At 64.2% G+C, this 12,672-nt stretch carries 8 protein-coding genes; 3 read left to right on the top strand and 5 right to left on the bottom strand.

Features of this window, described 5'->3' with window-relative positions; translation table 11 throughout:
- Positions 1-44: 44 nt before the first annotated feature.
- Complete coding sequence (locus tag IAG39_RS18445; RefSeq protein ID WP_054456641.1) at positions 45-671, bottom strand: response regulator transcription factor; 627 nt, start codon at positions 669-671, stop codon at positions 45-47.
- The gene (locus tag IAG39_RS18440) at positions 668-2,422 is read right to left on the bottom strand and encodes a PAS domain S-box protein (RefSeq protein ID WP_059374396.1); all 1,755 of its coding nucleotides are present in this window, start codon (positions 2,420-2,422) and stop codon (positions 668-670) included. Before IAG39_RS18440 ends, IAG39_RS18445 begins: the two co-directional genes overlap by 4 nt.
- A 350-nt stretch (positions 2,423-2,772) precedes the next feature.
- Between IAG39_RS18440 and aceE the strand changes: the two genes are divergently transcribed.
- Genes aceE through lpdA form a run of 3 tightly spaced genes read left to right on the top strand, consistent with a single transcriptional unit; the run spans position 2,773 to position 8,937 of the window.
- A complete protein-coding gene (aceE, locus tag IAG39_RS18435; RefSeq protein WP_118933567.1) occupies positions 2,773-5,481 on the top strand; it encodes a pyruvate dehydrogenase (acetyl-transferring), homodimeric type in 2,709 nt (902 codons plus the stop codon).
- 12 nt (positions 5,482-5,493) lie between these two features.
- On the top strand, positions 5,494-7,149 hold the full coding sequence (gene aceF, locus IAG39_RS18430; protein ID WP_187774049.1) for a dihydrolipoyllysine-residue acetyltransferase: 1,656 nt from the start codon (positions 5,494-5,496) through the stop codon (positions 7,147-7,149).
- Between the two features lie 12 nt (positions 7,150-7,161).
- Positions 7,162-8,937: a dihydrolipoyl dehydrogenase gene (gene lpdA, locus IAG39_RS18425; protein ID WP_118934071.1), complete on the top strand. Its 1,776-nt coding sequence runs from the start codon at positions 7,162-7,164 to the stop codon at positions 8,935-8,937.
- Positions 8,938-9,027: 90 nt separating this feature from the next.
- Here the strand turns inward: lpdA and IAG39_RS18420 are convergent, their stop codons facing one another.
- The 3 genes from IAG39_RS18420 to IAG39_RS18410 form a co-directional block, all read right to left on the bottom strand.
- Entirely contained in the window at positions 9,028-9,222 is a 195-nt protein-coding gene (locus IAG39_RS18420; RefSeq protein WP_118934073.1) for a YjfB family protein, read from the bottom strand.
- A gap of 220 nt (positions 9,223-9,442) precedes the next feature.
- Positions 9,443-10,240 (bottom strand): hypothetical protein, encoded by a 798-nt coding sequence (locus IAG39_RS18415; RefSeq protein ID WP_223283473.1) that lies wholly within the window; start codon positions 10,238-10,240, stop codon positions 9,443-9,445.
- Between the two features lie 412 nt (positions 10,241-10,652).
- Complete coding sequence (locus tag IAG39_RS18410) at positions 10,653-12,410, bottom strand: flagellin (protein ID WP_118934077.1); 1,758 nt, start codon at positions 12,408-12,410, stop codon at positions 10,653-10,655.
- Positions 12,411-12,672 lie beyond the last annotated feature (262 nt).

Raw genomic sequence — 12,672 nt, 5'->3', positions numbered from 1 at the left:
CGCGCTACGCGCTGCGGTATTCGCCTTGGGATCGGCCCGGCGGCTCATGCCGTCGCCTCGGGTTTGGCCAAGGCCACTTTCATCAAATCAGCTACGGTGGTCACTTCAAGTTTTTCCATGATGTTGGCGCGGTGCGCCTCTACGGTCTTGATGCTGATGCCCAGGTCGTCGGCGATCTGCTTGTTCAAGCGGCCCGCGACGATGCGCTCCAGCACCTGCTGCTCGCGCGCGGTCAGGCGCGCCAGCATGGCTTCGTGGTCTTTCTGGGCCTGGTGCTTGCTCACGCGCTGCGTGGCCTGCTCCAGCATGCGCGCCACGATCTCGCGCAAATCGGATTCATTGAACGGCTTTTCCAGGAAGTCGACCGCGCCTTTCTTCATGGTGGACACGGCCATCGGCACGTCGCCGTGGCCGGTGATGAACACGATGGGCAGCGGGGCATTGCGGGCGATCAACTGTTCCTGCAGTTCCAGGCCGCTCATGCCGGGCATGCGCACGTCGGCGATCAGCACGCCGATCTGGCTGGCGTCGTAGTCTTCCAGGAAGGACTCGCCGCTGGCGTAGGCGCGAACGCGATAGCCATTGGCCTCCAATAGCCAGCGCAGCGAATCGCGGACCGCTTCGTCGTCGTCAACAATGAAAACCGTGCTCGACAGGTGGGGCGTGTTCATGCGTGCAACTCCTCGGACTGATCGTTCTGGGCCTGCGACTGGGGTGCAGCGCAGGGCAGGGTAAAGCGGAAAATGGTGCCGCCGGCGGGATTGGGATCCGCCCACAAGCGGCCATGGTGCGATTCAATAATGGTACGGCAGATGTTCAGCCCCATGCCCAGGCCCTGGGTCTTGGTGCTGAAGAAGGGTTCGAACAGGCGTTCGGGTTCGGCCAGGCCGTGGCCGCGGTCCACGACCGCGACCTCGATGTGCTGTTCGTGCAGGATCACGGCGACCTTGAGTTCGTCGGATTCGCTGTTTTCCATGGCCTCCAGCCCGTTCTTCAGCAGGTTCAACAGCACCTGCTCGATCAGGATGGGGTCGGCCAGCACGTCCGGCGCGTTCGACGGCACAAAGCGGTCGATGCGGATGCGGCGCTTGCGGGCGTCGATCTCGGCGAAGCCGATGGCATTGTCGACGATCCGGCTGATGGTCACGCGCTGGCGGCGGGGCTCGCTGCGCTTCACGAATTCGCGGATGCGGCTGATGATCTTGCCGGCGCGCTCGGCCTGCGAGGCGGCCTTTTCCAGGGCCGGCAGCAGCATGTTGGGGCTGGTGTGGCCGGCCTTGACCAGGGCGACCGCGCCCATGCTGTAGTTGGCGATGGCGGTCAGCGGCTGGTTCAGTTCATGCGCCAGCGAGGAGGCCATTTCGCCCATGGTGGTCAGGCGGCTGGTGAGCTGGATCTTTTCCTGCTGCACGCGCGAGGCTTCCTCGTGCACGCGGCGCTCGGTGATGTCGCGCGCCACCTGCATGCGCACGCGGCGGCCGTCGGTCCAGGCCAGCATGCGGTGGTGCACTTCGAACCAGCGCTGAACCGAGGGCGCGAAGACTTCGACGGATTCGTCGGTGAAGCGGCCGCGGCGGCCGGCCAGCAGCTCGTCGTGGCCGCCGGTCTGCGCGCCGAACACGCGGCGGTAGGTGCGGTTGGCGAACAGCAGCTCCAGGCCGTCGTGGGTGTCGGCGGTGACCGAGATGGCGTCGTCCAGGCCTTCCAGCACCGTCATGAAGCGTTCGTGCGCGGCGGTCAGGGCCTCGCGGATGCGCTTGGGCTCGGTGATGTCGGTCATGGAGGTCATCCAGCCGATCTGGTTGCCGTTCGGGTCCAGCAGCGGGGACACGTACATCCGCGCCGTGAAACGCGAACCGTCGCGGCGCTGCGCCTCGACCTCCAGGCCGCTGCTGGGCGTCTTGCCGGACATCAGCACGTCCAGGGTGTGCTGATGCTGTTCGTGGCGACCCGGCACCCAATAAGGGAAGGGCGGGCTGCGGCCGATCAGGTCGGCCTCGTTCCAACCGATCATGCGGCAGAAGGCCGGATTCACGTAGGCGATGCGGCCTTCCATGTCCAGCACCCGCATGCCGGTGGACATGGAGTTCTCCATGGCGCGGCGGAAGCCCGTCTCGGCGATCAGGGCGGCTTCGGCCGCCGAGCGGAAACGGGTATAGCGCCACAGCATCAGCAGGCTGATGACGATCACACAGGACAGGGCCAGCACCACCCAGATCAGGCGCTGCTGGCGCATTTCCTGGTCGATGGTGACAAACATGACGCTGTCGTCATGGATGCGTTGCAGCCAGAAGAACACCGCCATCACACAGATATAGAGGATCAGCACCATGGCTGGCGTGACCCAGTACACCCCGCGTCGGCGAGTGCGGGCGTGATCGTGGAATGGCGTAGGAATATTGGACTTGGGCGCGCTGGACATGGAATTCGGGCCGGATAGACCGCGCATTTTAGTGCGTGTTGGCAGGGATTTGCCGGGAATCGACTCGTCCTTTTGGAGTCCCTGGGTAAAAGTATGACGCCAAAGCGTTCAGCTTGCTTTAAATTTTTCGTATTATGAAATGCCGTACCGCAACATGAAATTTTGCTTGCGACCGGTTAACCTTCTTTCTTAGAATGCCCGCTGATAGGGAACCGACCCAGTAGCAGGTCTCTAGAACAACCCGACCCCATGCCTTGCATGGTAGCCCGGATGATCCCGGCTACCATGCAAGGTCCGCGAGTAGATAAGTAAGCGGGTGCGGTCACGAACAATCCAACAGGAGACACACGATGTCCTCTTACGCCCAGGCTGGCGCCGTACAGGCTGCCAACGACGAAGACACCCTTGAAACCCAGGAGTGGCTCGAAGCCCTGGCGGCTGTCCTTGATCGTGAAGGACCGCAGCGCGCCCACTATCTGCTCGAACGCCTGATCGACGAAGCCCGCCGTTCCGGCGCGCATATCCCGTTCTCGCCCAACACCGCCTACGTCAACACGATTCCCCCCGGCCTGGAGCCGGCCCACCCGGGCAACCTGGAGCTGGAATCGCGCATCCGCTCGTACGTGCGCTGGAACGCCATGGCCATGGTGGTCAAGGCCAACAAGCACAACCCGCCGGACGGCGGCGACCTGGGCGGCCACATCGCCTCCTTCGCCTCGCTGGCCACCATGATCGGCTGCGGCCAGAACCACTTCTGGCACGCCGAAGACGAAAACCACGGCGGCGACCTGGTCTACTTCCAGGGCCACACCTCGCCCGGCATGTACGGCCGCGCCTACCTCGAAGGCCGCCTGACCGAAGACCAGCTGAACCACTTCCGCCAGGAAGTGGACGGCAAGGGTCTGTCCTCGTACCCGCATCCGAAGCTGATGCCGGAGTTCTGGCAGTTCCCGACGGTGTCGATGGGCCTGGGCCCGCTGATGGCCATCTACCAGGCCCGCTTCCTGAAGTACCTGCACGCCCGCGGCATCGCCGACACCAGCAAGCGCAAGGTCTGGGTGTTCTGCGGCGACGGCGAAATGGACGAACCCGAATCGCTGGGCGCCATTGCCCTGGCTGCCCGCGAAAAGCTGGACAACCTGATCTTCGTCATCAACTGCAACCTGCAGCGCCTGGACGGTCCGGTGCGCGGCAACGGCAAGATCATCCAGGAACTCGAAGGCGACTTCCGCGGCTCGGGCTGGAACGTGATCAAGCTGATCTGGGGCGGCTACTGGGATCCGCTGCTGGCGCACGACAAGGAAGGCATCCTGCGCAAGATCATGGAAGACACCGTCGACGGCGAGTACCAGGCGTACAAGGCCAACGACGGCAAGTTCGTGCGCGAACACTTCTTCGGCAAGCATCCGAAGCTGCTGGAAGCCGTGTCGCGCATGAGCGACGAAGACATCTGGCGCCTGAACCGCGGCGGCCATGACCCGCACAAGGTGTACGCCGCGTTCAACGCCGCCGCCACCCACGAGGGCCAGCCCACCGTCATCCTGGCCAAGACCATCAAGGGCTACGGCATGGGCCACGTCGGCCAGGCCAAGAACCCGACCCACCAGCAGAAGAAGCTGGAGCTGGACTCGATCCGCGAATTCCGCGACCGTTTCGGCATCCCCATTCCGGACGACCAGCTGGCCGACCTGCCGTACTTCAAGCCGGCCGAAGACTCGCCCGAAATGAAGTACCTGCACGAGCGCCGCGCCGCGCTGGGCGGCTATCTGCCGCGCCGCCGCGCCAAGGCCGACGAACATCTCAAGGCCCCGGCCCTGGACGCCTTCAAGGCCGTGCTGGAACCCACCGCCGAAGGCCGTGAAATCTCCACCACCCAAGCCTTCGTGCGTATCCTGAACCAGGTGCTGCGCGACAAGGAACTGGGTCCGCGCGTCGTGCCGATCCTGGCCGACGAATCGCGTACCTTCGGCATGGAAGGCCTGTTCCGCCAGATCGGCATCTACGCGCCGGAAGGCCAGAAGTACACCCCGGTCGACAAGGACCAGGTCATGTATTACAAGGAAGCGGCCGACGGCCAGCTCCTGCAGGAAGGCATCAACGAAGCGGGCGCGATGAGCTCCTGGATTGCGGCGGCCACGTCGTACTCCTCGAACAACCGCATCATGATCCCGTTCTTCATCTACTACTCGATGTTCGGGTTCCAGCGCATCGGCGACCTGGCCTGGGCGGCCGGCGACATGCAGGCGCGCGGCTTCCTCCTGGGCGGCACCGCCGGGCGCACCACGCTCAACGGCGAAGGCCTGCAGCACGAAGACGGCCACAGCCACATCCTGGCGTCCACCATCCCGAACTGCGTCTCGTACGACCCGACCTTCGGCCACGAACTGGCCGTGATCATCCAGCATGGCTTGAAGCGCATGGTGGAAGACCAGGAAAACGTCTACTACTACCTGACGGTGATGAACGAAAACTACCCGCAGCCCGGTCTGACCCAGGGCGACGAGGAAGGCATCATCAAGGGCATGTACAAGCTCAAGTCGCACGGCAAGGGCAAGAACCGCGTGCAGCTGATGGGCTCGGGCACCATCCTGCGCGAAGTCATGGCCGCGCAAGAACTGCTGGAAGCCGACTGGGGCGTGGCTTCGGACCTCTGGAGCGTCACCAGCTTCACGGAACTGCGCCGCAACGGCCTGGACGCCGAACGCCACAACATGCTGCACCCCGACGAAAAGAAGCCGCAGGTGGCTTACGTCACGGAACAGCTGGCCAAGACGGAAGGCCCGATCATCGCGTCGACCGACTACATGAAGCTCTTCGCCGACCAGATCCGCCCGTTCGTGCCCAAGGGCCGCGAATACAAGGTGCTGGGCACCGACGGTTTCGGCCGCTCGGATTTCCGCTCGAAGCTGCGCGAGCACTTCGAGGTGGACCGCCACTTCGTCGTGGTCGCCGCGCTGCGCGCGCTGGCCGACGAAGGCAAGGTGCCGGTTGCCAAGGTGGCTGAAGCCATCAAGAAGTACGGCATCAATCCGAACAAAGCCAACCCGCAATACGCCTGAGGGTAAAGAGACATGAGCAACATCGTGCAAATCAAGGTTCCCGACATCGGCGACTTCAAGGAAGTGGAAGTCATCGAAGTGCTGGTGGCGGTGGGCGACACGATCAAGGCCGAACAAAGCCTGATCACCGTCGAATCCGACAAGGCCTCGATGGAGATCCCCGCGTCGCAAGGCGGCGTGGTGAAGTCGATCAGCGTCAAGGTGGGCGACAAGGTTGCCGAAGGCACGGTCGTGCTGGAAGTGGAAGCGTCGGGCGCGGGCGAAGCTGCGGCCCCCGCGGCCGCGCCGGCCAAGGAAGAGGCTCCCAAGGCCGAAGCCAAGGCTGCCGCGCAGCCGGCCGCTGCCGCCGCTGCGCCGGCCGCCTCCAGCGGTCCGGTGAACATCGAAGTGCCCGACATCGGCGACTTCAAGGAAGTCGAAGTCATCGAAGTCATGGTCGCCGTGGGCGACACCATCAAGGCCGAGCAAAGCCTGATCACCGTCGAGTCCGACAAGGCCTCGATGGAAATCCCCGCCTCGCAAGGCGGCGTGGTCAAGGAAGTGAAGGTCAAGGTCGGCGACAAGGTCGCCAAGGGCTCGGTCGTGGTCGTGGTGGAGGGCGCCGCGCCCGCCGCCGCTGCCGCCGCGGCCCCGGCTCCTGCCGCCAAGGCGGAAGCCGCTGCCGCGCCCGCCGCCAAGACCGAAGCGCCGGCGCCTGCCGCGCAGCGTCCGGCTCCGGCCGCCGCGCTCGAAGACGCCAACCTCAAGCCGGGCCAGCTGCCGCACGCGTCGCCCTCGGTGCGCAAGTTCGCGCGCGAACTGGGCGTCAACCTGAGCAAGGTCAAGGGCTCCGGTCCCAAGGACCGCATCACCGCCGACGACGTGCGCGGCTTCGTCAAGCAGGCGCTCGCCGCCGGTCCGGTGGCCGCCACGGGCGGTTCGGCCGATGGCGCCGCGCTGGGCCTGTTGCCGTGGCCCAAGGTCGACTTCACCAAGTTCGGCCCGATCGAAGCCAAGCCGCTGTCGCGCATCAAGAAGATCTCCGGCGCGAACCTGCACCGCAACTGGGTCATGATCCCGCACGTCACCAACAACGACGAAGCGGACATCACCGACCTGGAAGCGCTGCGCGTCACGCTGAACAAGGAAAACGAGAAGTCGGGCATCAAGGTCACGATGCTGGCCTTCCTGATCAAGGCCGTGGTCGCGGCCCTGAAGAAGTTCCCCGAGTTCAACGCCTCGCTGGACGGCGACAACCTGGTGCTCAAGCAGTACTACCACATCGGCTTCGCCGCCGACACGCCCAACGGGCTGGTAGTGCCGGTGATCCGCGATGCCGACAAGAAGGGCATCCTGCAGATCGCCCAGGAAATGACCGACCTGTCCAAGAAGGCGCGCGACGGCAAGATCTCGCCCGCCGAAATGCAGGGCGGCTGCTTCTCGATCTCGTCCCTGGGCGGCATCGGCGGCACCTCGTTCACGCCCATCATCAACGCCCCTGAAGTGGCGATCCTGGGCGTGTCGCGCTCCGCGCACAAGCCCGTGTGGGACGGCAAGCAGTTCGTGCCGCGCCTGATCGTGCCGCTGTCGCTGTCGTACGACCACCGCGTCATCGACGGCGCCTCCGCCGCGCGCTTCAACGCCTATCTGGGCGCCTTGCTGGCCGACTTCCGCCGCATCGCGCTGTAAACGGGGAGCCCCATGAGCAATACCGTTCAAATCAAAGTGCCGGACATCGGCGACTTCAAGGAAGTGGAAGTCATCGAAGTGCTGGTGGCGGTGGGCGACACGATCAAGGCTGAACAAAGCCTGATCACCGTCGAGTCCGACAAGGCCTCCATGGAAATCCCCGCGTCGCAGGGCGGCGTGGTGAAGTCCATCAACGTGAAGGTCGGCGACAAGGTCGCCGAAGGCACGGTCGTGCTGGAAGTGGAAGCTGCAGCGGGTGCCGCAGCCGCCGCCGCGCCTGCCGCCAAGGAAGCCCCCAAGGCCGCCGAGGCGCCCAAGCAGGCTGCCGCGGCGCCTGCCGCCGCGCCCGCCGCGGCCAGCTTCAAGGGCTCGGCCGACGGCGAGTACGACATGCTGGTGCTGGGCGCCGGCCCCGGCGGCTACTCCGCCGCCTTCCGCGCCGCCGACCTGGGCCTGTCCGTGGTCCTGGTGGAACGCTACGACACGCTGGGCGGCGTCTGCCTGAACGTCGGCTGCATTCCGTCCAAGGCGCTGCTGCACAACGCCGCCGTCATCGACGAAGCCCGCGAACTGGCCGCCCACGGCATCAGCTTCGGCGAGCCCAAGATCGACCTGGACAAGCTGCGCGGCTACAAGGACAGCGTGGTCGCCAAGCTGACCGGTGGCCTGGCCGGCATGGCCAAGGCGCGCAAGGTCACCGTGGTGCATGGCGTGGGCGAGTTCGCCGACGCCAACCACCTGATCGTCAAGGCCGCCGACGGCAAGACCCAGACCCTGCGCTTCAAGCAGGCCATCATCGCCGCCGGCAGCCAGTCGGTGAAGCTGCCGTTCCTGCCCCAGGACGACCGCATCGTCGACTCCACCGGCGCCTTGCTGCTGCGTGAAGTCCCCAAGAAGATGCTCATCATCGGCGGCGGCATCATCGGCCTGGAAATGGGCACGGTGTACTCCACGCTGGGTGCGCGCCTGGACGTGGTCGAAATGCTGGACGGCCTGATGCAGGGCGCCGACCGCGACCTGGTCAAGGTATGGCAGAAGAAGAACGCCTACCGCTTCGACAACATCATGTTGAAGACCAAGACCGTGGGCGCCGAAGCCAAGAAGGATGGCATCTACGTCAGCTTCGAGGGCGAAGGCGCGCCCAAGGAGCCGCAGCGCTACGACCTGGTTCTCCAGGCAGTGGGCCGCAGCCCCAACGGCAAGAAAATCGGCGCTGACAAGGCTGGCATTGCCGTGACCGACCGCGGCTTCATCGAGGTCGATCGCCAGATGCGCACCAACGTGCCGCACATCTACGCCATCGGCGACATCGTCGGCCAGCCCATGCTGGCGCACAAGGCCGTGCACGAAGGCCACGTCGCCGCCGAAGCCGCCGCAGGCCAGAAGTCCTTCTTCGACGCCCGCGTCATTCCGTCGGTGGCCTACACCGATCCGGAAGTGGCCTGGGTCGGCTTGACCGAAGACGAGGCCAAGAAGCAGGGCATCAAGATCGAGAAGGGCGTGTTCCCCTGGGCCGCCTCCGGCCGCGCCATCGCCAATGGCCGCGACGAAGGCTTCACCAAGCTCATCTTTGACGCTGAAACGCATCGCATCCTGGGCGGCAGCATCGTCGGCACCCACGCCGGCGACCTGATCAGCGAACTGGCCCTGGCCGTGGAGATGGGCGCCGACGTCGTCGACATCGCCAAGACCATCCACCCGCACCCGACCCTGGGTGAATCGGTGGGCATGGCTGCCGAAGTCGCCGAAGGCGTCTGCACCGACTTGCCGCCGATGAAGAAGAAGTAAGAGGCGCGGCGGCCATGCCGCCCGTGCAAAGCAAAAGCGCCGGCCCTGGACAGGGACCGGCGCTTTTTCTTGTGCGCTTGGGTGTGACGTTCAGGCGTGCGTATCGATGCGCGAACCCAGTGTCGCGTCCACGGCCAGCGCGGGCAGGGATTGCATCAGCGTCAGGGCGGTATCCGCTTGCGCATTGATGGCTTTCTTCAGCACGCGGGCCTGCACTTCCTGCATGACATTCGCGTCCTGCAAAGCCAGGGCGTTATTGACGGTGTTGCTGATCGATGCGTCCATGCTCGGGGTGTCCTAGTGTGTGGATGGTGATTCAGGCCGACAGTGGATTATCGCGTGGACGGCGGCGCAATGCACGGAATTCGTGGCTGCGTAACCTGATATTCATGCAGCGACGGCGATACCCGGATCCAGCAACACGTTAGCCCTGCCTGGGGGATGTTCCTTGTCATTGCGTGCTTCTGCCGGACTCGTACTGGCCCAATATGCAAGCCCTGGCGCCTCACGGCCGGGTAGGACATTCCTTGACGGTGCCCCAGGCGCGATTAGGCTCGCAGAATTGCGTGCGCGCGGCCCAGGAACAGTCGGGGCGTTCAAAGAAACCGAGCGTTGCACAACGCGCCAGCTCGCTCTTCAGCTCGTCGACCCAGGCCATGGGGTCTTCTGCGGGTATCTCGGTTACACGCAGGGTGGACCTGGGAGTGGCGTCCGCCTCGTCCGTCGTGCTTGCTGCCGCGCGCGGCGCCGTTGCGTGCTCGGGCTGCGCAGGGGGGGCAGATTGAGATTCGGCAGACGTGGGCTCTGAGGCGGAGTGGGATCTAGACTGGGGTTCTGCCGAGTCCGAACCCGAATTCGAACCTGGACCGGGATCGGAACCCGGAACGGGTACTGGCGCCGCCGCAGGCGTCAGTTGTTGCTGACTGAGCGCGGGTTCTGTGTGCGGAGGTGGAGCGGGCGTCAGGGGGACTCGTACCGGACCGGCAGCCGTGGCGCCGGAAACGGTCGTGTTCGGTGAACTCCACGAAACCACCAACAGCACCAGCGCGCCGTAGATCGCCAGCGTGTAGAGCACGGTCAATGTGGCATAGCCGACACGTTTGCCGGTAATCGGCCGCGCGTCTTCGCGTCCCACCAGGGCGCGCCAGCTGACCAGCGCGGCGCCAGGCGCGGAAATCAGCCACCAGAACAGCCGCCGCAGCGGACCGGGTTCCTGTGGTGGGGGAGTGGCCTGCGCCTGCGCAACTAGCAATTCACGCAGAGCGCGGTTCTCTTCGCGCAGACGCAAGGTCTGCTCGTCCATCGGCGCCTGGGTATCGGGATCCGTGGTGCTGCCGTGCTGCGTAGCGAGTGGATCGGGAGGCGTCGCGGTCATCTTGTGAAAAATATAGATACAAAAACGTGCAAGCGCGAGTATGAGGCAATCGGAAGAAGTGAAAAAGGGGAATAGTCTGAAAAAAATGGGCTTGATTGGGACTCGGACGACGAGAGGGTCAGCGACACGCCCGCAACCGCCTTGCGCGGCTGCGCCGCCATGCCGGTAAGGGACGGCGGGGCTGGCGGGAGGAGTAAGTCACGCATCCCCCGAAAAGAAACAAGCCGGCGTATGCCGGCTTGTTGGTCTCGACGAGGGCGTGAGGGCCCTCGGTCGGTATCGGGAGGGCAGGGCCTTGCGGGGCCCTGCGTCTGCCCGACCGTCAGGCGTTGCGGCGTGATTAACGCAGCAGCGACAGAACGGTTTGCGGCACTTGGTTGGCTTGCGCCAGAACCGAGGTACCAGCTTGCTGGAGGATCTGAGCCTTCGACATGTTCGACACTTCCGTGGCGTAGTCCGCGTCTTGAATACGCGAGCGAGCCGACGACAGGTTGTTCACGACGTTGTTCAGGTTGGCGATCGTCGATTCCAGACGGTTCTGCACGGCACCCAGTTCACCCGTCAGCTTGTCCAGCTTGGTGAAGGCAGCGTCCAGGGTCTTCATCGGGTCGGTAGTCTTGTCGCCTGCGGAAGTCTTTTCCAGCGTCAGGTTGCCCTTGGCATCGGTGTAAGCCTGCTTGCCGATTTGGTCGGCAGCCAGCGTTTCCTGTCCGTTGCGCGCACCGCCGGTGATGGTACCGCCAGCAATTGCCGTGACCACACCAGTGGTTTGATCCACCTGGTAGCGGGTCTTGTAGGACGCGACGTCGGTCAGTTCGCCCTTCGAGTCCACATACAATTGCGCGGTGGCGGTGCCGCCCTTGATCGTGCCGGCGTTGACATCGATCGTGACGTTGGCCGTAGCCACGCCGGAACCCATTTGAACCGTGGTCGAGTCACCTGCGGCTCCAGCGGCAGCGATAGCCGACAGCACTTGAGCACGGCTGGCGGTATCTTGCCAGGACACGGTGCTGGCCGTGCCGGTCGACTTGTAGCTCTTGCCGCCCAGGTCGATGGTGACATCATTGGCAGCGCCCGCGCCGGCGGTAGCGAACAGGTCACCCACCGAAGCTTGTGCAGCAGCGGCAACCTTGTTGGTCGTCAGTGCTCCGCCCTCAACGTAGGCAGCCTTTCCGCCGATCGTGATATTGCCAGCCGAGTCCATTTCGAAGTCGACCGAAGCGCCACCCTTGTTCGAGAAGGTACCGGTTACGGTGCCGTTGCTCGGAACGAGGCCCTGGGCTTTGGCGAAGGTCAAGCCGGTGGCCTTGTCGGCAACCGTGGCGTCCTTGTTCGTGAAAGTGAACTTGTCGCTGGCAGCGTCGTAGGTGTAGGTGGTCGTGACGCCTGCATTCTTGACGGCGACGGTGTTGCCGTTGGTGACCTTGCCCAGCACGTCAGCAGCGGTGGCCTGCGTGTTCTTCGTCTGAACGTCGTAGGTCGGCGGGTTGTTGCTGATGTTGGTCGAGTTGCCGGGGTTGCTGATGTCGTTGATGGTGGCGGTGCGGTTTTGCACAACACCCTTGCCATTCACATTGAAGCCATCCAGACCCAGCGTCTTGACGCTGATTTCCGACAGGTTGACCGTGATCGTTTCGCCGTCATTGGCGCCGACTTGCAGCGTCAGAGGCTTGGCCGAACCCGACAGAACCTTCACGCCGTTGAAGTCGGTTTGTTGCGAGATGCGGTCGATGTCCGACAGACGCTGGTTGATTTCGTCTTGCATCGAGTTCAGCTGTTCTTGCGAGTAGCTGCCGTTCGAGGCTTGCACCGACAGTTCGCGTACGCGCTGCAGGTGGGTGTTGATTTCGCCAGCGGCGCCTTCGGTCGTCTGGGCCAGCGAGATGCCGTCGTTGGCATTGCGGGCGGCTTGGGTCAGACCCTTGACGTTTGCGGTGAAGCGGTTGGCAATGGCCATACCGGCGGCGTCGTCCTTGGCGCTGTTGATGCGCAGGCCCGACGACAGGCGCTCAATGGCGGTACCCAGGGCGGATTGGGACTTGTTCAGGTTGTTCTGAGCAACGAGCGACAAGTAGTTGGTATTGATGACTGCAGCCATGTTTAGGCTCCCAAGGAGAGAAAGGCTTCTTCAAACCGGGCAGCTAGGCCGCCCAACTGTAACGGGTGGAGAGGCTGGCGTAGTTGCCATATCTCTTCCGTTGCCAGGATTACGGCATGGGCCAGATATTCTTTAGGCGGCGAAGATCAAAAAAATGAAAAGAGCCTTTTGGAGGTGCTTGGCTGTGAACCGGCCAGTTGTTGCTCGAGGCTGACGGATACGGGCAGTGACGGCTGCCTGGAACTTTCGCAGCCGGCACCAA

This window comes from Achromobacter xylosoxidans (assembly GCF_014490035.1).
Classification (GTDB): domain Bacteria; phylum Pseudomonadota; class Gammaproteobacteria; order Burkholderiales; family Burkholderiaceae_B; genus Achromobacter; species Achromobacter bronchisepticus_A.
Note: the sequence above shows the minus strand (reverse complement) of the source record. Positions and strands in the feature narration are given on the sequence as shown.